Genomic DNA, 23,925 nt, shown 5'->3' with positions numbered 1-23,925 from the left:
GGCAGGCAGGATCAGCCCCTGTCGCACCTCCGACGACGTCAACCACGAACATGGGCGCGTGCAGCGACGCTGGCAGGCGCTCGGGCTCGCCCTCCTGGTCGGCCTGGCCGTCGCCTGCGGCGCCGAGCCCGTCGCGACGACCCCCGATCCCGCCGAACCCGCCGCGCTGCGCGCGATGACCTGGAACGTCCAGACCGGCGACCACGACCCGCCGGAGTGGGCGCCCGTCGTCGCCCAGCTGCGCCCGGACGTCCTGGCCCTGCAGGAGATCTGCACGGCCGACGCCGAGGAGCTCGCGCGGCTCCTGCAGCGCGACCACGGCCTCACCTACGAGGTCGTCCCGGGACCGATCCGTCCGCCGACCCCCGCCGAGGCGAATGCCTCCGTGAACGCCGCGCTCGGACCCGCCTGCGACACGGGTCCCGACGACGTGCAGTTCGGCCTGGCCGTGCTCTCGCTCCTGCCCGTGACCGGCGCGCGCATCACGACCTTCCCGCCCGACGCGCGCGACGAGCAGCGTGGCTACCTGTCCCTGCAGGTCACCACCCACGCGAACCGGCCCGTCACCGTCCACACCACCCACCTCGGGCTCAGTGGAGTGCAGGACGACCAGCTCCGTCGTCTTGCGGCCGACGCGGCGGGGGCGGCACCCGCCGTGGTACTCGGCGATCTGAACCTCCTCGCCTCCCAGCCCGAGCTCGCACCCCTGCGCCAGGGCTTCACCGAGGTCGACCCGGACGCCCGGCTCGCGACGAGCCTGCTCGGGAAGATCGACTACATCTTCCTACGCGGGCTCGTACCCGTCGGTGCGCCGGAGGCGCCGGACGTCACGGCGTCCGACCACCGACCGCTCGTCGCGACCTTGCGCCTGCCGTCGTGACGACCGCCGGCCGCTTCGTCGTCCAGCGCCACCACGCCTCGACGCTGCACTTCGATGTCCGGCTCGAGATCGACGGCGTGCTGGTGTCGTGGGCGGTGCCGAAGGGGCCGTCGACCGATCCGGCCCAGCGCCGTCTCGCCAAGCGCGTGGACGACCACGCGCTCGGCCACATCGACGTCGAGGGCCGGCTCGGCACGGGCACGGTCATCGTCTGGGACACCGGCACCTATCAGATGCGGACCGACGGCACCGCGGCCGAGGCCCTCGCGAACGGCCACCTCACCGTCGAGCTGCACGGCCAGAAGCTCACAGGCGGCTACGCGTTCCTCCGCACGGGCGGTGACGACTGGCTGATGATCAAGACCAAGGACGGGGCCGCCGGCCGCCACCGCGACCCGGCCCGGGACGAGAACACCTCGGTGCTCACCGGGCGCACGAACGACGACTACGCCTGACCCGCCGGCACCGCCGTGGCCAGGACCTCCCGGAGCGGCGTCGCCGGCCGGCCGAGCAGGCGGGGCAGCGTCGGGTCGACCGTCGCGAAGTCGCCGCGACGGCTCGCAGCGAACATGCCGACGAGCATGTCCGCGGCCGCCTCCGGTGCGCCGTGGCCGACCAGCTCGGCCCGGTAGTCGGCGTCGGACACCACGACACGGCGGATCGGGCGACCGGCGGCCTCCGAGGCCAGCGCGGCGACCTGCTCCATCGTGAGCGCCTCCGGGCCGGTGAGCGGCGGGGTGGGGCCGTCGAACTCGTCGCTGGCCAGGGCCAGGGCCGTGAGGTCGGCCAGGTCGCGGTGCGTGGTCCACGCGACGGGCCCGTCCTCGGGCACCCGGAGCTCCCCGGTGTGCCAGGCGCCCTGCAGGAGCAGCGGCACGGTCGAGGCGTAGAAGCCGTTGCGCAGCGACGTGAACGGCGCCCCGCACGTGCGGAGGACCTCCTCGTTGGCGGCGTGCTGGGGCATCGGCGGGAACGGCGAGTCCGGCCGGGCGCCCGCGTGGCTGGTGTAGAGCACGCGTTCGGCGCCCGCCGCGACGGCGGCCTCGATCGCGGCGCGGTTCTGCCGCAGGCCCTCCTCGCCGAGCGTGTTGGCCGACACCACCAGCACCCGCGACGCCCCCTCGAACGCCTCGATGAGGCTCGACGGCTCGGCGTAGTCGCCGCCGCGCACGCGCACACCGCGCTCCGCGAGGTCCCGCGCCTTCTCCGGGTCGCGGACGCTCGCGCCGACCTGCTCGGCGGGCACGCGGTCGAGCAGCCGCTCGAGGACGGCGCGGCCCAGCTGGCCGCTCGCTCCGGTCACGACGATCATGAGGACTCCGTTTCCAGTGGTAACGCTCGAACAGTAGCACTGTTGTTAGCGGTGGAAGCCCGTTCTCGCTATCGTCGGCATCGTGAGGACCGAGGGCGGCGCGGCCGGCCCGCGCGAGCGGATCGTCGCGGCGGCGCTGCGCCTGCTCGAGGAGGACGGGGCGGAGGCGGTCTCGACCCGCGCGGTCAGCGCCGCGGCCGGCGTCCAGGCGCCCACGATCTACCGGCTCTTCGGCGACAAGCAGGGCCTGCTCGACGCCGTCGCCGCCCATGGTTTCGCGTCCTACCTCGCGACCAAGACCGCCGCCGAGCCGGGTGACGATCCGGTGCAGGACCTGCGCGAGGGCTGGGACCTGCACGTCGGTCTCGGCCTCGCCCACCCCGCGCTCTACCGCCTGATGTACGCGCGCACCGGCCCGGGCTCGCCGGCCGCGACCGCCGCCGTCGACGTCCTCGCCAAGCACATCGGGCGGATCGCCGAGGCCGGACGACTGCGCGTGCCCGAGGACCGGGCCGTCGGCCTCGTCCGGGCCGTCGGCGAGGGCACGACCCTCACGCTCATCGCCACGCCCGAGGGCCGGCGCGACCCGCTCCTCGCGACCTCCGCGCGCGAGGCCGTCATCGCGGCGATCACCACCGACGCGCCCGCCCTCCCCGACCCCGGCCCCGTTCCCGCGGCCGCCGCCCTGCGTGCCGCCCTGCCGGACGTCGACACCCTCAGCGCGGCGGAACTCGGCGTCCTGCGCGAGTGGCTCGACCGGATCACCGGAGCCTCCGGTCGTCGCTGACGCCGGTGGCCGCCGGACGACGACCTGCAGCGGTCACCCGTCAGGCGAGCACGAGATCGGCGAAGTAGTAGCTGCCGGTGTCGGACGTCCGCGGGGTCCGGGAGCCGATCGATCAACGTCGCGGACTTCCCTTCGGCACGACGACGCGCGACGACCTCTCGGTGCAGCGCGACCACCCTCCACGGGCGTCGCATCGGTCGCGCCCTGGGATTGTCGACGCCGAACATCGGCATCCTCGCGGGCTCCACGTACACGAAGCCCTCGATGTAGACCGGTCGGTCGGGCAGCGGATGGTCGGCCGCGGTGCCGTGGAGCAGGAACCCTTGTCCGCAGGTGTCGACCCGCAGCTGCCCGTCCTCAGGGCCGGGAGCCGATTCCCGCCGGAGCAGCCCTCGCGTCACCGACCAGCAGTCATCGTCGGTGATCAGGTACTCCATGCCGTCGTCGGCAGCCTCCACCACGTTCCAGTCGTCGATCGACACGGCGAGCTCGCAGACGTCCCCGGTCGCCATCGCAGGGATCAGCCCCTCCATCAGGAGGAGCGCGAACACCTGCGCCCTCACCCGGCCGAGAGGGGGAGTCTCGTCCAGCTCCTCCGCCGTCGGCATCTCCTCCGCAGTCGACATCGCCACCGCCTCCTTCTGTCCTCGGGTCGTCATCTGGTTCTGACTCCCGCGGTCGCCGAGCGGTTCCTTCCAGTTCGGTCGACTCGGTCCGGTTGGGCACGCTGGGCCCATGACCGTCGACTACGGCCCCCACGGTTCGAGCCTGCGCGACCTGCCCCGGCTGCGGCGCACGCGACGACGGCGCTCGTCGAGCTGGGATCGCACCGGGGGCAACGACGACCGCGCCTCCCTCCGTCCCGGCGAGACCGCGACGATGCTCGACGTCGTCGGGGCCGGCGTCGTCACCCACCTCTGGATGACCGTCGCCGCGCCCCGCTCGCTGCGCCGGCCGCTCGGAGGGGCGGGCGACCTGCTGCGCCGTCTCGTCCTACGCGCCTGGTGGGACGGCGAGGAGCACCCGAGCGTCGCCGTCCCGCTCGGCGACTTCTTCGGTGTCGGCCACGGCCGCACCACCAACTTCGTCTCGCTGCCGCTGCAGATGAGCCCGGAGGACGGCAAGGCGTTCAACTGCTGGTTCGCCATGCCGTTCGGGTCGGGTGCGCGGATGGCGGTGACGAGCGAGGTCGACGACGCGGACGTCGTCGTCTACTTCTACGTCGACTACGAGGAGATCGACTCGCTCGACGCGGACATCGGGCGCTTCCACGCCCAGTGGCGCCGGCAGAACCCGACCGCGGGCGTGCGCCCCGGCCCGTCCAACGCCGCGTACCAGTTCGGAGGCACGAACCTGACAGGCCGTGACAACTACACGATCCTCGAGGTCGAGGGGCACGGGCACTACGTCGGCTGCGTGCTGAACATCCAGAACCGGCGCCGCACCCGGAAGTGGAACTGGTACGGCGAGGGCGACGACATGATCTTCATCGACGGCGACGAGTGGCCGCCGACCCTGCACGGGACCGGCACCGAGGACTACGTCAACACCGCCTGGTGCCCGACGCAGACCTACTCCGCGCCGTACCACGGGGTCACCCTCGCGGGCGGGAAGAACTGGCGCGGACCGGTCAGCCTGTACCGCTTCCACGTCGAGGACCCGGTCGTCTTCGAGCGCTCGATCCGCGTGAGCATCGAGCACGGGCACGCCAACAAGCGCAGCGACGACTGGTCGTCGACGGCCTACTGGTACCAGGCCGAACCCCACCGCCCGTTCGAACTGGCGCCGGTGGAGGATCGCCTGACGGGTCCGTGAGCCGGACGTCACTGCCCACTTGGCCAGGGTCACACCCCTCCGCACTGGCAGGACCAGCCCTGCACCTCGCACCATCGGTCATCCGTCCACGGAGGTACGCCTTGAACGACCAGGAGCGTTACGACCGCTTCCTCTCTGCCCTCGGTTTCCGCGCCAACCTCGACGGGACCCCGTCCGGTGGCGTGGACCTGATCGACCTCGACGGCGAGCCCGTCGACCCCGCCGTGCGCCTGCACGTGTGCCCCGAACGGCTGGCCGCGCACGTGTGCGACGAGCAGGGTGTCGCCCCCGGCGCCCACCCGTCGCTGGACGACGAGCCGGACGAGCTCGACGACCCCGAGGCCGCCTGCCTGCAGACCCTGCTCGCCCAGATCGAGGAGGCGATCCTCGTCCGCGAGCCGGGCAAGGACCACCTCGTGCTCGTCGACGGCGGCGTGCGGGCGGTGTCGGAGGACCAGGTCCCGGCCTGACCCTCGGTCTGCCCGGCGCCTCCTGGCCGTGACCCCGCCAGGGGCGAAGCGGCGTGACACGCTGGCTCTCACACGGCGTCGGGAGCGGCATGGTCGAGGAGAACGGACCACGGATCGCTCGTGTCGCATCCCTGACGGTCTTCCCGATCAAGAGCTGTGCGGGGATGGCGGTCGACCGCCGCGAGGTCACGACGACCGGACTGGCCGGCGATCGGCAGTTCATGGTCATCGGCCCCGACGGCCGGTTCAAGACCCAACGGCGCCATCCCCTCCTCGCGAGGGTGCGGCCGCACCTCGACGGTGACCGCCTCACCCTCGCCGCGGACAGCCGCGAGCCGTGCTCGGTCGACGTCGTCAGCGACGGCCCGAGGCGCCAGGTCGAGATTTTCGGTAAAGACCATCCCGCGCTCGACCACGGCGACGACGCCGCCGCCTGGCTCTCCGACGTGCTCGGGGTGGAGAGCCGGCTCGTCGGCGTCACGCCCGAGCACCACCGCCCCACCGACGGCCTCGTGCCCGGACTCTCCGGCTGGGCCGACAGCGGCTCGCTCCTGCTCCTCTCCCGCGCCGCGGCCGACGACCTCTCCGACCGCGCTGCCGAACGAACCGGCGAGCCGATCCCCCTCGAGCGCTTCCGCGCCAACGTCGTCCTCACCGACTGCGCGGCCCACGCGGAGGATTCGCTCGACCGCGTCCTTCTCGGGAGCACTCACCTGGCGTTCTCGAAACAGGCCGTGCGCTGCGCCGTCGTCACGGTCGACCAACGCTCCGGCGAGCGCGCCGGCCCCGAGCCGCTGGAGACCCTCGCGACCTACCGCCTCACCGACAAGGGCGTCGTGTTCGGGGCGAAGTACACGGTGCTGACGCCGGGCGAGGTCGCGGTCGGTGATGAGCTGCGCGAGGCGCCGACGACGTCCCGAGAGGCTGCTGACTCGTAGCGCCTCGACGCGCCGCCCAGCACGGTTCTACGGCGGGGTGCTGCCCGGCGCGTCGGCGGCAGGCACGGCGTCCGGCCGAGAGACCATGACGACGATGCCCGAAGGCTTGACGAAGACCCGGCAACAGACCGAGATCGGCGAGGGTCTCGCTGTGGGCTGCCTGGTCGCGGGCGTCAACGCGATCAGCTCGACCGCCCCGCTCGACACGGCGCTGACGAGCGCCTTCGACTCGTGGCCGTGGGTCTCGCGCTACCCGGCGGCGCGTCGTACCCCGAGACTCGCCGAGATCCTGCAGCGCAGCTCCGGGCGCCGCGGGAGCCGGGTCGCGCGGTGGAGTTCCTCCAGCGGGCTCTTCGTGCCCCAGCTCTGCGACGACGAATGGGACCTGGCCGCGGCCTGCGTCCACCTCGAGGAGGCGACGGCCATCCCCGCGCGACGGTGGTGCGAGCTCGCCGCGGCGTTCGAAGGCGTCGAGCCCGTCTTCGTGTGGCGAGCCCACCCCATCGATCCGCTCGACGACATGTGACTCGGACACTCGGCTGAACGGGCTCCCTCTAAGCAGCGTCGACGGCACCAGCCTGGAGCAGAGACTGCGGCATCGGCCGGTCGAGACGCCAGGTGATCGATATCGGGCGCTCGCCCGCGTGCTCTACGGCAGTAGCCGTCCCGAGGCAGAGGAACGGCGCGGACCCGAACTCGTCGGCGCGCGTCGCCCTCACGAACAGCACGACGTTGCTCGTTCCCTTGATGTAGCGCTGACCCATCGGCGACGCGAGCGCTGTGGCGTTCTGCGACTCCCAGTGGAAGAGGTCCGCCGAGATCGGGTAGTCCCGATATCTCGTTGATGGCGCGAAGTCCTTCTCCTCCTTGTGCAGAGTGACCAACAGCGCGTCAACGTTCGTCGCCTCCGAGTACACGACTCCGGCCGCCTGCCCACGCGTCTTGCGTGTCCCGTCGGCCCAACCGATACCCGCCAAGACCTCATCGCGCCGATAGGTGCAGTGCGACTGAAGCGAGACGCCCGGGACTCTGAGGTCCCTCGGGACCATCCGCGCCCGATCCGCGGCGAGCGCCATCAGGGTGCCCAACTCCTCGACAACAGCCGGGTGCCTGCGCAGCGTCCGCAGCGCCGCCTCGAAGGAGGCATGGCGACCGAGGTCTGGCCAGATCGTGTAGACGAGCATCCGCGCGAGGGCCTGGGCGTCCGGCGACAGCGAGGGGAAGGCCGGACCCTCAGGACTCAACAACTCACTGTAAGTGGCAACGCGACGTGGATCGTCCACGTGAATCAGGCTCGAGACCCGCCGGAGGAGTTCGTCCTCCCGGTGACCCGCGGGCTTCGTCGCGAACCCGGCCTCCCTCCGCAAACCGGTCCAGCTGACTCCAGCCACGCGACCGTAAACATCGGCGAGCTCCTGTCCGCTCGCCTGGAGGTAGTCCTCGAGCGACAGGTCGCCATGCGACCGGACGTCCTGCACCAGCGCCTTCCGCCCGCCCTTCAGACCCTGGCGCACGTTCTCGAGAACGACTCCCTGCGCGACACGATCGAGAATCAATCGCGAACCAGAAGGGAGGTATGGGAAGCCGTCTTCGATGTCACGAACCAGCCCGGCTCGGGTCGATCCGGTCAGCGCGCGATAACGGACGTCGAAACGGAACTCGCGGCGATGCTGGCCGATGAAGTCGAGGACGGTGAGCACCGCTTTCCCGGGCGCTCTCCGAAGCCCGCGGCCGAGCTGCTGAAGGAATATCGTCGCGCTCTGGGTGGGCCGTAGGAACAGGACGGTGTCAACCGTCGGTAGGTCGACGCCTTCGTTGTAGAGATCGACGGTGAACAGGCACGCGACAGCGCCCGAGCGAAGGTCGGCCGCCGCCTGGTCGCGCTCGACCGACGCGGTCCCACCGTGCACCGCGCGTGACGGGATGCCGGCCTCGCTGAATTTCCGCTCCATGTACTCGGCATGCGCGACCGAGACACAGAAGCCGAGGGCACGTACCCGCCGAGGATCAGCCACCCGATCATGTAGGGCGTTGAGGACGATCCGTGTTCGGGCGTCGTTGCCGGTGTAGAGCTGATCGAGGGCTTCGGTGTCGTAGGAGCCGCGCTTCCATTCGAGCGCGCTGAGGTCGGTGTTGTCCGCGACCCCGAAGTAGTGGAATGGACACAGCAGGTCCTGCTCGAGGGCTTCCCCGAGGCCGATCTCGACGGCTGTGCGGCCGCCGAAAAACTCCCGCACGTCGACGCCGTCGGCGCGGTCGGGCGTGGCGGTCAAACCGAGGAGTTCGATCGCCTCGAGCTTCCCGAGCAGCGCGCGGTACGAGGGCGCCTCCGCGTGATGGAACTCGTCGATCACGGCCACGTCGTACGCCGGAAGATCTACCTCGCGGAGCGACTGGACGGAAGCAAACACGTGTCTCCACCGGCTCGGGCGCTGGCCACCAACGAGCAGCTCGCCGAAAGTTCCGTCGCCCAACACCTCGCGGTAAGTGCGCTGGGCCTGCTCGAGCAGTTCCCGACGATGCGCGACGAACAGCAGGCTCTTCTCGCTGCCGCCGAGCCCCCGATAGTCGAGAGCGGCCACGACCGTCTTGCCCGTACCGGTCGCGGCGACGACGAGGTTGCGGTGACGGTCGTGCACGGTGCGCTCGGCCTCGAGGGCTTCGAGGATGCGCTCCTGGTGCGGGCGCGGGCGGACCTCGAGCCCCGAGAGGACCAAGGTGGACGGGCCGGAGCCTGCCTGGGCGCCGAGCGCACGGTCGAGAATCTCGGCGTCGCGGTCCGGGTCATAGGGCCTGAACTCGGGGTTGTTCCAGTAGGTGTCGAAGGTGGCCTCGAACTTGCGGACCAAGGTCGGCGTGGCGACCGAGGAGATGCGGACGTTCCACTCCAGCCCGTCGACCAACGCGGACTTCGACAGGTTGGAGCTCCCGACATACCCCGTGTCGAATCCGCTGTCCCGCCGAAACAGCCAGGCCTTCGCGTGCAGCCGCGTCGACTGCTCCTCGTACCGGATACGGACCTCAGCGCCGTAGCGGCGGACGAGTTCGTCAACGGCGCGCCGTTCAGTGCCGCCCAAGTACGTCGTGGTGATCACCCGCAGCGGCACGCCTCGCTCGCGCAACGCCGTGAGCTGCTCGGCGAGAAGGCGCGTGCCATGGAACTTGACGAACGCGCAAAGCAGGTCGACTCGGTCGGCACTCGCAAGCTCGGCGTTCAGCTCCGCGCCCAGACTGGGTTCGTCCGGAGTGTTGGTCAGCAACGCCGTGTCCGAAAGCGGCACTGTCGGTCGCATGACGCGATGAACGCCGGGTGCTACCGCCACTGCCAGCAGCTGCTCCAAGGCCACGACAGCGTCGTCACCGTGGTTCTGGTTCACCATCTCGACGATGCCGTTTACCAGTTCCCGACGACGATCACTGTCCGTCTGGTCTATCAGTGCACGACGGACGACCTCAGAGACGTGCCGGGCGAGAACGTCAGGCGCGCTTGCCTTATCGATCGCGTCGAACCGAGCGGCGCCGTTCGGCAGAGCACGTAGCCGGCGTTCGAGACTCCGCGTGTGCAGGAGTTCGTATAGCCCGTCGCCCACTCCCGCGTCCACGGCGGCAGAGTGGCACATGGTTCCGGTGGCCAGACGGTCAGTGCCGGGGACCAAGTCATGGGGGACGTCGCGACCTGAGCTTGCGACCGCCCGAGGTCTGCGACCGGTCACCAGGGACAAGTAACGGCCAACGAGAGCTCTGCGAACCCTTCGTAGGGCGGCACTGCTCCGAGCATCGACCACCCGATCGGGTGGCCAAGGTCGTCGTCAGGCACGGTGGGGCTCACGATCGGCAAGCCAGCGAACGCTGAGGGGGGCGTGTGACGGCGAGCGCGACCGCGAGCGAGTGGGTTGGTGTCGACACGCCTGTCGAGGTCGCCGGGGCAGCACTCGAAGGCGCCTACGTCGGAGGGGCCACGACTCCCGAAGCCGTTGACCCCAACCTCCCCGTTGATCTCAGCGCGCCGGACTGGCCAGCCGCATCGGTCACTCGGCCGCCGCACTACGGCGACCTGACGCCAGCCGCGCGGGCTGCTTTCCTCATCTGGCACCGCACAGGTCGGCGGGCGCCGCAGGCACCTGCCACCTGGGCGCTCCTGCACCTCTACGGCCTCGAACGCCGGATGCTCGTCGACGGTGACGACGATCCACAGCTCCGACGCGAGGCCGCCGAGCTCGGTGGCGTCTATGGCGCAGACCCCGAGGTGGCGAGGGTCGCCGAGATGCTCGGCGGACACCCTCGACCGACGATGTCGCCAGCCCTCGACGACCAGCCGGTCCCCGATGAGCTCCAGGTCGAGCTCGGCCGCCGGGCCCTCGGCTCCGAGCCGATCGACGCCGAGTGGGCGCTCGCGTGGGCCTGGTACCACCCCGACCTGCCTCGCCGCGACGCCGCGCGGCGCTTCCCCGACGAGTTCGCACGGCTGTGGCGGAACCGCTTCTCCGAGCGCTTCTCCGACGGCTTCCTCGCCAAGCCTCGCCGGCGCCGACTGACACTCGAGTACAGACCCGCGAACCCGAGTCTGCCGACGCCGCTCGAGCTCACGGTCGACGACGCCTCCGACGTCTTCTTGACCCCTGCCCCCGCGCGACTCTTCACCGACATCAACGAGCAGGTCGAATCCGAGCTGGCTTCCTACGTGCGATGGGCGACGAGCCATCCCGAGGAGATAGGGACGGTGCACGCAGCGGCTGTGCTTCCCGCGCCCCTCCTTGCCGGATCTCCAGCAGAGGCGGCGGCACAGCCTCTGGTCGATTACGCGGAAACGGTCCTCGGCGAGGACCACACCGCGATCGCCGACTGCGTACCGCTGCTGAACCTCTGGCTTGAGGCCGCTCGCCAGGACGACGTCGAGCGCCGCGACTCGGTCGCCCTCGCCCAGGTCCTCGACCGCAACGGGTTCGGCATCGAGCCAGACGTGCGCTTCGGTGGTCGTCCCATCAGCCGTCGTTCGCCAGCGGTCCTGTTCCGCCAGGCCGGGGTACCGGTGACGAGCCCGTCCGAGGCCTACGCGGCGGCTCTCGTCACCCTTGAACTCTGCGCAGCCGTGGCTTCCTCCGATGGCGTAGTGGACGAGCACGAGCAGGCGCTCCTCGTCGAGCAGGTGCACCGCGTCGAAGGGCTCACCGACGCCGAGCGGGTGCGGCTAGACGCCCACCGCGTCCTGCTGACCACCAGCAACGTTGATCTCGACGACGTCGCGGCGCGGGTGGTCGTGCTCGCGGAGGAGCAGCGCCGAGGAATCGGGTCCTACCTGCTCGACGTCGCGCAGGTCGACGGTGTCGTCACCGACGACGAGCGCCGTACCGTGCGCGCGGTCTACGAACTCCTCGCACTGGATCCCGGCGAGGTGGACGATCGCCTCGGCGCCCTCGTTCCTCCCGCCCCGCCCCCGCCCGATCTCCTGCCGGCCGACACCACCCCCACAAGCGCAGAGCCGGCCGAGCTCTTCGCGCTGGAGCCCGTGGCAGCAGACGAAGATTCGGGCGGCGACTCCCTGTTCGTTCTGACTCCAACGAGTCCAGACGAGGGCGACGAGTCCGCGCCACCCAGCGCGCCGGCGGAGGCGGCGTCCACGGCCGTGTCCACCGAGCCGGCCCTCGAGGACGCCGATGACGCGCCCGACCGGCTCGTCGCCCTCGACGAGAGCCGTCTCCGCGCCACACAACGCTCGAACAGCGCGGTGCAGGACCTCCTCGGAGCGATCTTCGCCGCCGACGAGCACGACGCCGTCGACGCCGAGCCTGAGACTGAGGCTGCAGGGCCCACCCCCCTCGCCGCCCTGGACACGGCGCACTCCGCTCTGCTGCGCGACCTCGCCAGCCGTGAGCGAATGACCCGGCCGGACCTGGAGCGCGCGGCGGCCCGGTTCGGCGTGCTCCCCGACGGAGCGCTGGACGTCATCAACGAAGCCGCCCTCGACCTCACGGATGAACTCGTGATCGAGGTGCTCGGCGACGAGTCGGTGATGGTCGACTCGGCGATCTACGAGGAGATGTGCGCATGACCGCCCCGGCCCGCGCCGCGAAGATCAAGCCCCGCGAGCGCGCCGCTCTGATCCAGTCGCTCCGCTCCGGGGTGGTGCCCCGGACCGGCCAGCACCTGATCCAGGTCGGTCGTGCGAACGAGGTGCACGCGCTGCTCGGCGACGTCGATCGGATCGCGGACGGCGGCACCGCAGCCCGATTTATCATCGGGGACTACGGATCGGGAAAGACGTTCTTCCTCAATCTCGTCCGCGCGGTCGCAGCGCAGCGGAAGCTGGTGACGCTGCACGCCGACCTGAACCCCGGGCGGCGACTGGCCTCCAGTGGCGGACAGGCTCGTGGCCTGTACACCGAGCTGATGCGCAACGCCGGCACTCAGACCAAGCCGGAAGGGGCGCTGTCGGGCGTCGTCGAACGGTTCGTGACGCAGGCGATGGACGAAGCCAAGAGGACCGACACGAGCCCTAGTCGCGTCATCAAGTCACGTCTCGAGGACCTCCAGGAGCTGGTCGGCGGCTACGACTTCGCCATCGTGATCGAGAAGTATTGGCGCGGGTACGACACCGACGACGACACGCTGAAGGCCAACGCAGTGCGCTGGCTTCGCGGGGAGTACTCCACGAAGACGGAGGCGCGTGCGGACCTCGGCGTACGCACGATCGTCGACGACGACTCGTTCTACGACCAGCTCAAGCTGCTCGCCCGCTTCGTGCGGCTCGCGGGCTACAAGGGGCTGCTCGTCTGCCTCGACGAGATGGTCAACCTCTACAAGATCGCGCAGAAGGGTAGTCGCGAGGCGAACTACGAGCAGATCCTGCGCATCGTCAACGACTGCCACCAGGGCAGCGCAGAGGGAATCGGGTTCCTGTTCGGCGGCACCCCGGACTTCCTCACCGACTCTCGGCGCGGCCTCTACTCCTATGGAGCGCTGGCGGGTCGGCTCTCGGAGAACCAGTTCGCGACGAACGGGCTGGTCGACTACTCGGGTCCGGTGCTGCGCCTCGATCAGCTCACACCCGAGGACTTCCACGTGCTGCTCGAGAACCTGCGCCACGTCTACGCCTCAGGCGATCCCGCGCACTACCTGGTGCCCGACGAGGCCCTGGACACCTTCATGGCCCACTGTCGGCAACAGATCGGTGACGCGTACTTCCGCACCCCGCGCACGACCATCAAGGCGTTCTGCGATCTGCTGTCATTGCTCGAGCAGAACCCGGATCGCGACTGGCGTGAGGTCCTCGGCCACACCACGGTCGCAACTGAGGAGAACCCAGACCTGGCACCCCTGGACGACGATGACCTCGTCGTCCGATAGAGCCTTCGAGCGTCTCGCGCGCCCAGTCCAGAAATGGGTCTACGAGCAGGGCTGGAAGAACCTGCAGGACGCTCAGTCCCGCGCGGTCGAGCCGATCCTTGCCGCGAAGCCCGACGTTCTCGTCACAGCGTCGACAGCGGGCGGCAAGACCGAGGCGGCCTTCCTGCCGATCCTGTCGGCCCTGGTCGAGAGCCGGGAGCGCGGTGAGACGCCGAGGGGTGTCGAGGTCCTCGCCATCTCCCCGCTCAAGGCCCTGATCAACGACCAGGCCGAACGGCTCGAGGGGATGTGCACCGACCTCAACGTGCCCGTCCACGCGTGGCACGGCGACATCACCGCCACCCGCAAGAAGCGGGTCTGGCGCGACCGCGCGGGCGTCCTGTTCATCACCCCGGAGTCAGTCGAGGGATTGCTCTGCCTGCGAGGGGACAGCGTGAAGAGCCTGCTGGGGGCGCTGCGCTTCGTCGTCGTCGACGAGCTGCACGCCTTCCCGGGCTCAGCGCGTGGCGCCCAGCTCGCGTCCCTGTTGCATCGTCTGGACCTCCTGGCCCGACGGCGGACTCCACGGATCGGACTGTCGGCGACGATGGGCGACCTCGCGATCGGCGCGGAGTTCCTGCGACCCGGGCGCGGCGACCACGTCGAGGTCATCAAGGGCGCTGACCAGCAGCGACCGCGAGCCACGGTGCTGCGCGGCCATATCAGCGGCCGCGAGACCGGCGGGGTGTCGGCCGTGGCGAACCGGGTCTACCGGACGATGCGCGGCCGCACCAACCTCGTGTTCACCAACACCCGTCGGGAGGTCGAGCTCTACGCCGACCGGCTGCGTCAGGAGTGCGAACGAGTCCGGGTCCCCAACGAGTTCTTTGCCCATCACGGGAGCCTCGCGAAGGCCGAGCGTGAGGCCGTCGAAGACCGTCTCAAGAGCGCCGAACCCGCGACCGCGATCTGCACCTCCACGCTGGAGATGGGCATCAACATCGGGCAGGTCGAGGAGGTGGCCCAGATCCGTTGTCCTCCCTCGGTCGCTGCTCTGCGTCAACGCTGGGGACGCTCGGGGCGCCGGCCCGGCGAGCGGTCCGTGCTGCGGACGTACGTCAGCGAGGAAGCCCTGACGTCGGGCACCGCGCCGCACGAGGCGATTCGTGCGGACCTCGTCCAGGCTGTCGCGATGATGGAGCTGGTGCTCGAGCACGACTGGTGTGAGCCGCCCGAGACCGGCGGGCTCCACCTCTCGACCCTCGTCCAGCAGGTGCTCTCGCTGACGGCACAGCACGGTGGCGTCTACCCGCACCAGGCTGAGTCCGTGCTGTGCTCGAGCCATGAGCGCAGCGACGGGAGAGGCGGCGGAGGCCCGTTCGTCGTCGACGGAGAGACCTTCGCCCAACTGCTCACTGCCATGAACGACGCCGACCTCCTGATGAGCTCGTCGGACGGATTGCTGCTCCCGGCGAAGCGCGGCGAGCGGGAGATCGAGGACTGGTCATTTCTCGCGGCCTTCGAGACGCCCGCGGTGTTCCGGGTGCTCGCGCAGGGCCGGGAGATCGGCTCGATCGACGCCGGCAGTGCCCTCGCACCCGGTTCGGGCCTCGTCCTCGCGGGACGACGCTGGCGGGTGATCGCGGTCTACGAGAACGTGAGCGAGGTGGAGGTCGTCGCCGACGTCACGGGGACGGCACCCCGCTTCCCGGTGACGGGTTCTGCACGTGTGCACGACCGGGTGCGCGAGGAGATGCGGGCGCTCTACCTCGGAGACGTCGTGCCGGAATACCTGGACGAACCCGGACGGACGCTGCTGGCCGAGGGACGCTCGATGTTCGCGAAGCTCGAGCTGCACCAGCGAGACCTTGTCGGCTGGGGCCGCCACACGATGATCTTCCCCTGGCGAGGGGACCGCGTCCTCGACACCCTGCGCGTCGTGTTGCGCCACGCGGGCGTCGACGCGGACCGGGAGGGCGTCGCGATCGTGGCAAAGGCGACCGAGGACGTCGTCGACAAGATCATGGGGAGGCTGGCGGGGGCCGCTCCGCCTGAACCGCTCGACCTCGCCGCGACCGTGCCGGACAAGCGCGTGGAGAAGTGGGACGAAGTGCTCTCGGCGCCGCTGCTCGACCGGGCCTACGCGGCACGGGCGCTCGACGTCGAGGGAACGTGGGACTGGTTGCGGTCGCGATCCGCGGGAGAGTCGGCTCGCCCGTCCTCGACGGTCAGCGTCCCCAAGCTCGCGGCCCCCGCAGACGCGAGCACGCTAGGCCCCCTCGTCAAGCGCGGGACGACCCCGCTGGCGGTGATCGACGTCGAGACGACCGGCCTCGCGGTCGGGCGAGGGCACCGCATCGTCGAGATCGCGGTGGTGACCTGTCGACCGGACGGCAGTGTCGAAGACTTCTGGCACACGGTGCTCGACCCGGGCCGCGACGTCGGCCCGACCCGGATCCACGGGCTGGACATGGTCGACGTGATCGGTGCGCCGACCTTCGGCGAGGTGGCGGGTGACATCGCGGCTCGGCTGGAGGGACGGGTGGTGGTCGCCCACAACGCACCCTTCGACCTCAGTTTCCTGGATGCCGAGTTCGCGAGGGCGGGCCATCCGCTCCCGCCGCTGCCCGCTTTGTGCACCATGGCGCTCGTCGACACGACCGGCTCCGCAGCGGGTCGGTCGCTCGCTGAGGCGTGCGCGTCGCACGGCATCGCGCTCGTCGACGCCCACAGCGCGCGCGAGGACGCTCTGGCCACGTCCGCGCTGCTCCGGGCCCAGCTGGGTCTCCTCGAGGCCGCGTCCTTCGTCGAACTGGGTATCTCGCGTCGCCACCTGCCAGTGGCGTGGCCGGCGATCGCGCCGTCAGGTCGGTCGGCGCCGCGATCGCACCCCAGCGCTCGCCTCGCGAGCAGCTCGCCGACGTGGACCTCGGCCGGCGAGGCCGCCTACGCCGAGGCGCTGACGTGGGCGCTGGAGGACGGGGAGATCACGAGCGTCGAGCTCGACCACCTCGTCGGCGTGGCAAGGACGTGGGAGCTCAGCGACGTCTCCGACGTCCACCGTCGGGTCCTCGCTGACCGGGACTCGACAGCGGAGACGCTGCGTCAGCTCGACGTTGTCGAGCGGACCCACCACCTGATCGCTCCGACCGCCTCGACCTAAGAGACCAGCTCGAGCAGGTAGGCCGCCCCGTGGTCCAGCCCCGACGGTCCGGGCAGGCTCTCCAGCTCCTCGGTGCCCTCCTCCCCGATGCGGCGGATGCGGTCGACCGACCACATGCGCACGGCGTCGGGAAGGAGCGGCCAGAGCATGCCGTCGGCGGCCCAGAGGTAGGGCTCGACGACCAGGCGCCCGGTCACGGCGAGCATCGCGTCCGCCGGCCACCGCTCGTCGGAACTTGCCAGCAGGGGCTGGACGAACCCTGCGTCGAGGACGGGCGGCACTTCGGTGCCTGGCAGGCGCACCGTGCCCGCGACGGTGGGCGTGGGGACGGGGCTGCCCTCCTGCGTCACGCCAGCACTCGACGCGGCCGCGGTCGACGTCACCCGCAGCGCGAAGCCAAGTCCGGCGAGCCCGCCGGTGACCACGCCGTCGCACTCGCCGTCCGCAAGCGTGCGGGTCGGGACCACCGCCACCAGCCGCACGGTGCGACGGTAGCTGCCGGACCGAGCGAAGGCGCAAAGATCGAGTGAACCGTTCGAGCGCTGCCCGACACGTGACCCAGCTGAGGAGACACGTGGTGGAACCGAGCGACGCGGAGCTCTACGAGCAGCTCGTCGGCTATCTCGCCGCCGAGGGCGCGGTCGACGAGGACCGCATGCGGGGACTGGTCGTCCTCACCGAGTTCGATCACCGTCCCCTCCCCGTGCCGCTCCGCCTCCACATCACCGCAACGAGCTTCGGGGACCATCTGCGCGCGGCGGCTCCGGACGCGGGCGTCATTGGCCCGACGTCCAGCCGGTTGAGGCCGCCTGGCGGCTCTTCCTCGTCCACCTCGAGGACGCCGTGCGGACGGCGAAGCCCGGCGAGACGGAGCTCCAGCTCGACCGCACCGGCGTGGCGCCGCGAGCCGCCGACGCGTGATGGGCCCTGCGACTCCTCCGAGAACACGAACGGGCGATCTCGCGCCGAGGCCCTGTCACTGATCGTCGCGCCGCAGTGGGATGAACGGGTCACACGAGCGCGGAGGGGAACGGCCATGACGAGCACCGAGACGAAGATCGGCGGGGCGTGTGGGGTGCTGGCCGCGCTGGCCATGATCCCGGCGTATCTCGTGGGGACTCCGGACGAGCCCCGCACGCCGGAGGAGGCCGCTGGCTACTACGACAGCGCGTCCTGGTTCGTCACGGCCAACGGGTCGCTGCCGATGCTGCACGTTCTGCTGGGGCTGGTGTTCCTCGCGGTGCTGGTCCACGTGCTGCGCCGGGCCGCAGGCCCGTCGGGGGCGGTCTACGTCACCCTCGCCGGCGGGGTGCTCTTCTTCGCCCTCACGTCCGCAGGCTTCGCGGCCGAGGTGGCCTATCCCGCGGCGGTCGTCCGGTTCGGTGAGATCGTCCTGCCCGCCCTCGCCCAGCCGCTGCTCGCGCTGTCGGTCTGGAGCTACCACTACGCGCAGATCGGGGCGGCCGCGATGATCCTGGCGACCTCGCTCGTCGCATACCGGTCCAAGGCCCTGCCGACGTGGGTCGCCGGCGCCGGCGTGCTCGGCATCCTGCCGCTGCTGCACCTCTGGCTGCCCCTGGTCGCCGCCCTCAGCAGCCTGCTCTGGTTCGCGGTGATGGGCGTGGCGCTGCTCGTCGCGCCGACTGCGGCCACCACCACGGACAGGGCGACAGCACCGGCGGCTCTCTGACCAGCCGCCGGCCCGGAAGGCGTGCGCGACCCGAGGTGCGGGGTACTGCGCCAACGGAAGCACGCCCGACCTAGGAGGCCACCACCGTGTCCCACCAGCCGCCCGATCCCTACGAGTTCCTGCCCGACGTGGCCTCGTTCAGCGTGACGAGCTCCGACGTCACCGACGGTCAGACCCTCCCGAACGCGCAGGTCAGCGGCATCATGGGCGCCGGGGGCGAGGACGTCTCGCCGCAGCTGGAGTGGTCCGGCGCGCCCGAGGGCACGAAGAGCTTCGCCGTGACCTGCTACGACCCCGACGCGCCGACGGCGAGCGGGTTCTGGCACTGGGCGGTCACCGGCATCCCCGCCTCCACGACGAGCCTGCCGCGCGACGCCGGCGACCCCGAGAAGGGCCTGCTGCCCGACGGGGCCATCACCCTCCCCAACGACGCCGGCGCCAAGCGCTACATCGGTGCCGGGCCGCCCGCCGGGCACGGCGAGCACCGCTACTTCTTCGTCGTCCACGCCGTCGACGTCGAGGACCTCGGCGTGGGCGCCGACGCGACTCCGGCGTTCCTCGGGTTCAATCTCTTCTTCCACAGCATCGGGCGGGCGATCATCACCCCGACCTACGAGATCAGCGGCTAGCACCCAGGGGGCGTCGGTGGTGGACGACGAGGACAAGCCACCACCGCCGACCCTCGACCGTGTCCAGGCGTTCAGCGACGGCATCTTCGCCATCGCGATCACGCTGCTGATCCTGCCGCTGACCGAGGCCCAGATCCGGGACGGTCAGGTCGTCGAGGACCTGCTCGCCCTGCAGCACCAGTTCCTCGCGCTCTTCCTGAGCTTCGCGGTGATCGGGCGCTTCTGGCTGCTGCACCACGACGACCTGCGGATGATGACCGCCGCGGGCCCGAAGATGCTCGTCGGCAACCTCGTCTTCCTCTTCTTCGTCGTGCTCCTGCCCTTCCCCACCGCGCTGCTGGGCGACGGGGACAGCGCGGCCGGGACGATCATCTACGCGCTCGCGCTGATCGCGACGTCGCTGAGCTCGCTGTTCATGTGGCTCTGCGCCGAGCGGGACGGCGTGACCGGCAGCGAGCGCGCCCGGCGGTGGGCGCACGAGAAGTACTGGGGCACCGGGGCCATCGTCCTGGCGTTCCTGCCCTCGATCCCGCTCGCCTTCGTCTCGCCGATGTGGGCGCGCATCAGCTGGGCGCTCGCCTTCCCGCTGGGCCTGCTGGCCGACAGGCTCGGGGAGCGTCGCCGGCCGTCAGGAGCGTCGACGCAGACCCCGTAGGACGACGGCGCTGTAGACCGCGACGGCCAGCAGCACCGCGCCCAGCACGACCGGCGCCCACAACGACACGACCAGCCCGTAGACGACGGCCGCGGCACCGAGCAGGCTCCCGATCGCGACGATCAGACGCAGACGGGTGCGGCGGCCGCTGCGGTCGGGACCCGGTGCCACCACGACGCCGGACGGTACGCGCGGGAGGACGGTCATGGTCACCGGCGAGCAGGTGCACCCCGAGGACATCGACGCGTGGCGGGCCTGGCTCGCCGAGCACCACGATCGTGGCGTCGGCGTGTGGCTCGTCACCTGGAAGGCGCGCACGCAGCGCCCGACCGTCGGGTACGAGGAGGCCGTCGAGCAGGCCCTGTGCTTCGGGTGGATCGACAGCACCAACCGCTCGCTCGACGACGAGCGCTCGATGATGTGGTTCGCCCCGCGCCGGCGCGGCAGCGGCTGGGCGCGCTCGAACAAGCAGCGCATCGAACGGCTCGAGGCGTCGGGTCAGATGGCACCCCCCGGGCGCGCGCTGATCGACGACGCCAAGGCCGACGGCTCCTGGACGATGCTCGACGACGTCGAGGACCTGGTGGTCCCACCCGACCTTGCCGAGGCCTTCGACGCCCACCCCGGTTCCCGCGCGCAGTGGGACGCGTTCGGCCGTTCCAAGCGCCGGGCGATGCTCGCGTGGGTCGCCGAGGCCAAGCGGCCGGCGACGCGGGCGGGGCGGGTCGCCCAGGTCGCGGAGCGCGCGGCGGTCGGGGACGTCGCGTTCCCGCGGCCCGCTGGCGGGTAGCCGGGACGTCATGATGACCGTCATCACCCACGTCACCCTCACGCCCGGCCGCGAGCCGGAGTGGGACGCCGCGATGCGCGACCGTCTCGAGACCGCCCGCGACAAGGAGGGCTGGGTGGGCAACCAGCTCGTCATCCCGCTCGACGCCCCCAACGAGCGCACGGTGATCGGCACCTGGACCACCCGCGCGGCGTGGGAGGCGTGGCACTCCGACGAGGCGTTCCTCGAGACGCGCGAGCGCATGGAGGGTCTGCAGGACGGTCCGAGCGACATGAGCTGGTACGAGGTCGTCTCGGACGAGCGCGCCTGAGCGCGCCAGGATGACGGGGTGACCGCACCCTGGGTCCTCGACGAGGACGACGCGCTGGAACTGCTCGCCTACCTCGTCACCGCGGCGCGGACCCAGGTGGACGAGGCGGCCGAGTACGGGCCGATGCGCCTGCTGACCGCTGCGCACCGCCTGGCCGAGGCGATGGGTCCCCGCTCCTCGGCGGCGACGGCCGAGGCGCTGTCCGGGCCGCTGGCGGACATGCCCCTGCTGGCCGTGCCGCGGGAGCGCACCGCGTACGTCGAGCAGCTCGACGCGACCTGCCGGTCGCTGGCCGCGCACCTCAGCGCGCGGTACGGGGCCGAGACGTGACCGACCCCGTGCTCGACGCCATCCGGCGCCGGCGGGTCACGCGGGCGATGACCGACGAGCCCGTGGAGCGCGCCGACGTCGAGACCATTCTCGACGCCGCGCGCTGGGCGCCGACGGCCGGCAACCGGCACCTGCAGCGCTACGTCGCCACGACCCACCCGGGCACGCTGCGGGTGCTGCGCATGGTGTCGCCCGGCATGATCCCCCGCCCACCCGCGGCGATCGTGATCTGCGTGGACCGCGGCCTCTCCGAGCAGTACGGCTTCCGGCCCGAGGCGCCCGGACCGTGGATCGACGTCGGCACAGCGACGGCGACGATCCTGCTCGCCGCGCAGGCGGTGGGCCTGGGTGCGGCGCCGGTGAGTTCGTTCAGCCACGCCGCGGTCGCCGAGGCGCTCGGCCTGCCCGACGGTTGGGACCCGGTGCTGATCGTCTGCCTCGGCCACCCCGCCGACGACCAGCCGCGACCGATCAGCCCGAACCGCAGGCTGACCTGGCGCGACCTCACGCAGTGGGTGCCCGGGGACCTCTAAGGCACCGCCACCGCCCGCGACACCACGACGACGTCGCTCTCGTTCCCACGGGCCTGGCGCAGCTCCGGCGGGCGCGGGGTGAAGCTCAGCACCGCGCCGAGGCCGAGGGTCTGGTCGTCGACGCGCAGCGCCACCGGCCCCGGGATCGCCACGTCCACCACGACGCCCTCGCGCCCGACGTCGTCGAGGCGCAGGTCCAGCGGGCCGGGACCGGGGTCCGCCGACAACGGCGGGCGGCCGGGGTAGAGCACGGTGATCGGGCCGCCTCGCTCGCCGCGCAGGAACATCGTCGGCGCGCCGCGCGGCGAGCTCAGCAGCAGCCGCACGCCCGTCGGCGTCCGCTCGAGCACGGTGGCGACGGGGCCGGGGACGGGGAGCGGCGGCGCGGGCCCGGTGCCCACGAGCTCGTCGGACGGCCACCCGTCCAGAGCGACGGGCGCGCCACCCGCGTAGCTCCGGATCCACGGCGCCGGGGCCTCGTCGGCCGTCACCCACCGGGCATCCCCGCGGTCGGCGTCGAGGACGTAGGCGAGGCTGCTGCCGTAGGGGGTGCGGGCGTCGGCACGGTCGAGGAACAGGCCGCCGGCGCCGAGGATCAGCACCCAGACGACCGCGAGGATCGGCAGCGCGTAGCCGCGCACGGCGCCGGGCTGCGGCAGCGCGGACAGCGCCGCGCCGACCGGCACGCCGACCAGCACGAACACCGCGACGGACAGCCCGTCGGAGATCCCCGCGATGTCGAAGGACGCCACGGCGAAGGGGATCAGCAGCGCCACGAGGGGGACCGCGCCGAGCACGAGGAACGGCACCGCCAGCCAGAGCCGCTCCCCCGCCAGCAGGACGATCGTCAGCCCCAGCGCGAGGCCCGCGACCGGCCAGGCGAGCAGGAACGCCGAGCTGGGCGCCACCACCACCAGTGCGGCGGAGAGCAGCGCCAGCACGAGCAGGGCGCCCGCGCACAGGGCCGCGCCTCCGGGCCGCCGCCGCAGCAGGCTCACCGCGAGCGTCGTCACCGCGAACGCCAGCACCCCGGCCGCGATCTCGTAGAACGTGGGCCGGCCGAGGAACGGGCCGATGTCGGCGTACGCGGGGCGGATCCAGACGAGCGCCGCCCAGAAGCCGATCCCCGCCGCGACGGCGACGGCGAGCGAGACGACGTACGTCAGAGCGCCCACGAGGACGCCCCCGATCGTCGCCTTCCGCCGGATCCGGGCGACGACGATCAGCACGACGACCAGCAGCAGCGCCAGCCCGGCGACCGCCCAGGCCCAGATGCTGTCGTAGGTGACGAGGTGGCCGAGCACGATGAAGTAGGTGCGGTCGCCGGCGACGGGCGCGCCGGAGGCGGCGGGGTCCAGGGGCGCGAGGTCCCGCGCGCCCAGAGCCCGCGTCAGCGCGAGCGCGTTGCCGCCGTGGTTCTGCACCGAGGCCCGGCTGAGATTCGCAGGGGTGTCGCCGGGGGTGTGGTACTGGTATGGCCGCTCGATGAACGCCGCGTTCAAGCCGGGCCGGCCGGCGTCGAGGACGGGCGAGAGGTCGGTGTCGTTGGGCAGGAAGCGGTAGACCTCGACCGCCGACGAGTCACCCCGGGGGTGGGGCACACTCGCGGCCCACGCGTCGATCAGCCCGGCGTTGCCCGGCGAGGTCTGGAACAGCAGCGACGGTCCCTCGACGCCCCGGGCCTCCCAGTTGAGGACGACGGTCGGGCGATCGGGGGGCAGCTGCTCCCGCACCCACGCCCGCGCGCCGTGCAGCCCGACCTCCTCGCCGTCGGTGAGCACGACGGTGACGTCGTTGCGCAGCGGCGGGCCGGCGCGCAGGGCCCGCACGGTCTCGAGGATCGTCGCCACGCCCGACATGTCGTCGGCCGCGCCGGGCCCGGCGGCGACCGAGTCGTAATGGGCCATGAGGACGACGGCGCCGGTCGGGTCGGTGCCGGGCAGGGTGGCGACGACGTTCTCGACGCGCGCGGCCCGCGCCTGCCCCTCCTCGGCGGCGAGCGAGGCCGTCGCGTCGACCCGGGGCGCGAGACCCTCGGCCGCCAGCCGCCCGACCAGCGCGTCCCGGGCCGCGTCGGACGCCGGGCTGCCGAGGGGACGCGGCTCGCGGGCGAGCTGGTCGACCACGGAGACGGCCCGGTCGGCGCTGAACTCGGCGGGCGGGGCCGAGGCGGGCGCCGGGTCGGGCGGGCGCTCGAGGAGCACGGCGTAGACGCCGATCACCGCGAGCAGCACCACGGCCAGGAGGCGACCCCACACGGCGAGCACCGTGCCGCACCGGCGGGTCGCCCGCCAGACACG

At 71.7% G+C, this 23,925-nt stretch carries 22 protein-coding genes; 17 read left to right on the top strand and 5 right to left on the bottom strand.

Annotation, left to right across the window (positions count from 1 at the left end):
- Positions 1–58 precede the first annotated feature (58 nt).
- The gene (locus OG774_RS21330) at positions 59–880 is read left to right on the top strand and encodes an endonuclease/exonuclease/phosphatase family protein (RefSeq protein WP_328304120.1); all 822 of its coding nucleotides are present in this window, start codon (positions 59–61) and stop codon (positions 878–880) included.
- The gene (locus OG774_RS21325; RefSeq protein ID WP_328304118.1) at positions 877–1,335 is read left to right on the top strand and encodes a DNA polymerase ligase N-terminal domain-containing protein; all 459 of its coding nucleotides are present in this window, start codon (positions 877–879) and stop codon (positions 1,333–1,335) included. The genes OG774_RS21330 and OG774_RS21325 overlap by 4 nt, the downstream gene beginning before the upstream one ends.
- Here OG774_RS21325 and OG774_RS21320 read toward each other — a convergent pair.
- A complete protein-coding gene (locus tag OG774_RS21320) occupies positions 1,326–2,192 on the bottom strand; it encodes an NmrA family NAD(P)-binding protein (RefSeq protein WP_328304116.1) in 867 nt (288 codons plus the stop codon). The two genes, OG774_RS21325 and OG774_RS21320, sit on opposite strands and share 10 nt — an antisense overlap.
- 82 nt (positions 2,193–2,274) lie before the next feature.
- On the opposite strand from OG774_RS21320, the gene OG774_RS21315 reads away from it, so the two are divergent.
- From OG774_RS21315 to OG774_RS21295, 5 genes are all read left to right on the top strand, one after another.
- Positions 2,275–2,979 carry a TetR/AcrR family transcriptional regulator gene (locus OG774_RS21315; protein WP_328304114.1) on the top strand — a complete coding sequence of 235 codons (705 nt, stop codon included), beginning with the start codon at positions 2,275–2,277 and terminating at the stop codon, positions 2,977–2,979.
- A gap of 735 nt (positions 2,980–3,714) precedes the next feature.
- Positions 3,715–4,794 (top strand): glycoside hydrolase family 172 protein, encoded by a 1,080-nt coding sequence (locus OG774_RS21310; RefSeq protein WP_328304112.1) that lies wholly within the window; start codon positions 3,715–3,717, stop codon positions 4,792–4,794.
- Between the two features lie 101 nt (positions 4,795–4,895).
- Positions 4,896–5,264, top strand: coding sequence for a hypothetical protein (locus OG774_RS21305; RefSeq protein WP_274196391.1), 369 nt, complete (start codon positions 4,896–4,898; stop codon positions 5,262–5,264).
- 89 nt (positions 5,265–5,353) lie between these two features.
- A complete protein-coding gene (locus OG774_RS21300; protein ID WP_328304110.1) occupies positions 5,354–6,202 on the top strand; it encodes an MOSC domain-containing protein in 849 nt (282 codons plus the stop codon).
- Between the two features lie 94 nt (positions 6,203–6,296).
- Complete coding sequence (locus OG774_RS21295) at positions 6,297–6,728, top strand: hypothetical protein (RefSeq protein WP_328304108.1); 432 nt, start codon at positions 6,297–6,299, stop codon at positions 6,726–6,728.
- 28 nt (positions 6,729–6,756) lie between these two features.
- Here the strand turns inward: OG774_RS21295 and OG774_RS21290 are convergent, their stop codons facing one another.
- The gene (locus tag OG774_RS21290; protein WP_328304106.1) at positions 6,757–9,804 is read right to left on the bottom strand and encodes a DUF3427 domain-containing protein; all 3,048 of its coding nucleotides are present in this window, start codon (positions 9,802–9,804) and stop codon (positions 6,757–6,759) included.
- A gap of 260 nt (positions 9,805–10,064) precedes the next feature.
- Between OG774_RS21290 and OG774_RS21285 the strand changes: the two genes are divergently transcribed.
- From OG774_RS21285 to OG774_RS21275, 3 genes are read left to right on the top strand one after another with little or no spacing between them, the layout of a single operon-like run.
- Positions 10,065–12,251, top strand: a complete 2,187-nt coding sequence (locus tag OG774_RS21285; RefSeq protein ID WP_328304104.1) for a TerB N-terminal domain-containing protein — start codon at positions 10,065–10,067, stop codon at positions 12,249–12,251.
- Complete coding sequence (locus OG774_RS21280) at positions 12,248–13,546, top strand: ATP-binding protein (protein ID WP_328304102.1); 1,299 nt, start codon at positions 12,248–12,250, stop codon at positions 13,544–13,546. Before OG774_RS21285 ends, OG774_RS21280 begins: the two co-directional genes overlap by 4 nt.
- Complete coding sequence (locus OG774_RS21275) at positions 13,527–16,688, top strand: DEAD/DEAH box helicase (protein ID WP_328304100.1); 3,162 nt, start codon at positions 13,527–13,529, stop codon at positions 16,686–16,688. Before OG774_RS21280 ends, OG774_RS21275 begins: the two co-directional genes overlap by 20 nt.
- Here the strand turns inward: OG774_RS21275 and OG774_RS21270 are convergent.
- Entirely contained in the window at positions 16,685–17,170 is a 486-nt protein-coding gene (locus OG774_RS21270; protein ID WP_328304098.1) for a hypothetical protein, read from the bottom strand. The genes OG774_RS21275 and OG774_RS21270 overlap by 4 nt on opposite strands.
- A 554-nt stretch (positions 17,171–17,724) precedes the next feature.
- Between OG774_RS21270 and OG774_RS21265 the strand changes: the two genes are divergently transcribed.
- From OG774_RS21265 to OG774_RS21255, 3 genes are all read left to right on the top strand, one after another.
- On the top strand, positions 17,725–18,378 hold the full coding sequence (locus OG774_RS21265) for a hypothetical protein (protein ID WP_328304096.1): 654 nt from the start codon (positions 17,725–17,727) through the stop codon (positions 18,376–18,378).
- An 86-nt stretch (positions 18,379–18,464) separates the two neighbouring features.
- Positions 18,465–19,007, top strand: a complete 543-nt coding sequence (locus OG774_RS21260; RefSeq protein ID WP_328304094.1) for a YbhB/YbcL family Raf kinase inhibitor-like protein — start codon at positions 18,465–18,467, stop codon at positions 19,005–19,007.
- Between the two features lie 16 nt (positions 19,008–19,023).
- Entirely contained in the window at positions 19,024–19,662 is a 639-nt protein-coding gene (locus OG774_RS21255) for a TMEM175 family protein (protein ID WP_328304091.1), read from the top strand.
- On the opposite strand, the gene OG774_RS21250 is transcribed toward OG774_RS21255, so the two are convergent.
- Complete coding sequence (locus OG774_RS21250; protein WP_328304089.1) at positions 19,636–19,836, bottom strand: hypothetical protein; 201 nt, start codon at positions 19,834–19,836, stop codon at positions 19,636–19,638. The genes OG774_RS21255 and OG774_RS21250 overlap by 27 nt on opposite strands.
- Positions 19,837–19,867: 31 nt before the next feature.
- Here OG774_RS21250 and OG774_RS21245 point away from each other — a divergent pair, with 31 nt between their 5' ends.
- The 4 genes from OG774_RS21245 to OG774_RS21230 are packed head-to-tail and all read left to right on the top strand — an operon-like array spanning position 19,868 to position 21,625.
- Positions 19,868–20,452: a YdeI/OmpD-associated family protein gene (locus OG774_RS21245; protein WP_328304087.1), complete on the top strand. Its 585-nt coding sequence runs from the start codon at positions 19,868–19,870 to the stop codon at positions 20,450–20,452.
- A 10-nt stretch (positions 20,453–20,462) separates the two neighbouring features.
- Positions 20,463–20,762, top strand: coding sequence for an antibiotic biosynthesis monooxygenase family protein (locus OG774_RS21240; RefSeq protein ID WP_274196411.1), 300 nt, complete (start codon positions 20,463–20,465; stop codon positions 20,760–20,762).
- 18 nt (positions 20,763–20,780) lie between these two features.
- Positions 20,781–21,092 carry a DUF6092 family protein gene (locus tag OG774_RS21235; protein ID WP_328304083.1) on the top strand — a complete coding sequence of 104 codons (312 nt, stop codon included), beginning with the start codon at positions 20,781–20,783 and terminating at the stop codon, positions 21,090–21,092.
- Complete coding sequence (locus OG774_RS21230; RefSeq protein ID WP_328304081.1) at positions 21,089–21,625, top strand: nitroreductase family protein; 537 nt, start codon at positions 21,089–21,091, stop codon at positions 21,623–21,625. The genes OG774_RS21235 and OG774_RS21230 overlap by 4 nt, the downstream gene beginning before the upstream one ends.
- On the opposite strand, the gene OG774_RS21225 is transcribed toward OG774_RS21230, so the two are convergent.
- On the bottom strand, positions 21,622–23,883 hold the full coding sequence (locus tag OG774_RS21225) for a M20/M25/M40 family metallo-hydrolase (protein WP_328304079.1): 2,262 nt from the start codon (positions 23,881–23,883) through the stop codon (positions 21,622–21,624). The genes OG774_RS21230 and OG774_RS21225 overlap by 4 nt on opposite strands.
- Positions 23,884–23,925 lie beyond the last annotated feature (42 nt).

The sequence above is a fragment of the Actinomycetospora sp. NBC_00405 genome (assembly GCF_036044095.1).
GTDB lineage: Bacteria > Actinomycetota > Actinomycetes > Mycobacteriales > Pseudonocardiaceae > Actinomycetospora > Actinomycetospora callitridis.
The sequence above is the reverse complement of the archived record's forward strand: the minus strand, read 5'-3'. Positions and strand labels throughout refer to the sequence as shown.

Excerpts from the sequence above, each read along its gene's own strand:
- OG774_RS21320 (WP_328304116.1), bottom strand. The coding sequence starts at position 2,192 with ATGATCGTCGTGACCGGAGCGAGCGGCCAGCTGGGCCGCGCCGTCCTC.
- OG774_RS21310 (WP_328304112.1), top strand. The coding sequence starts at position 3,715 with ATGACCGTCGACTACGGCCCCCACGGTTCGAGCCTGCGCGACCTGCCC.
- OG774_RS21300 (WP_328304110.1), top strand. The coding sequence starts at position 5,354 with ATGGTCGAGGAGAACGGACCACGGATCGCTCGTGTCGCATCCCTGACG.
- OG774_RS21295 (WP_328304108.1), top strand. The coding sequence starts at position 6,297 with ATGCCCGAAGGCTTGACGAAGACCCGGCAACAGACCGAGATCGGCGAG.
- OG774_RS21280 (WP_328304102.1), top strand. The coding sequence starts at position 12,248 with ATGACCGCCCCGGCCCGCGCCGCGAAGATCAAGCCCCGCGAGCGCGCC.
- OG774_RS21275 (WP_328304100.1), top strand. The coding sequence starts at position 13,527 with ATGACCTCGTCGTCCGATAGAGCCTTCGAGCGTCTCGCGCGCCCAGTC.
- OG774_RS21265 (WP_328304096.1), top strand. The coding sequence starts at position 17,725 with ATGACGAGCACCGAGACGAAGATCGGCGGGGCGTGTGGGGTGCTGGCC.
- OG774_RS21245 (WP_328304087.1), top strand. The coding sequence starts at position 19,868 with ATGGTCACCGGCGAGCAGGTGCACCCCGAGGACATCGACGCGTGGCGG.
- OG774_RS21240 (WP_274196411.1), top strand. The coding sequence starts at position 20,463 with ATGATGACCGTCATCACCCACGTCACCCTCACGCCCGGCCGCGAGCCG.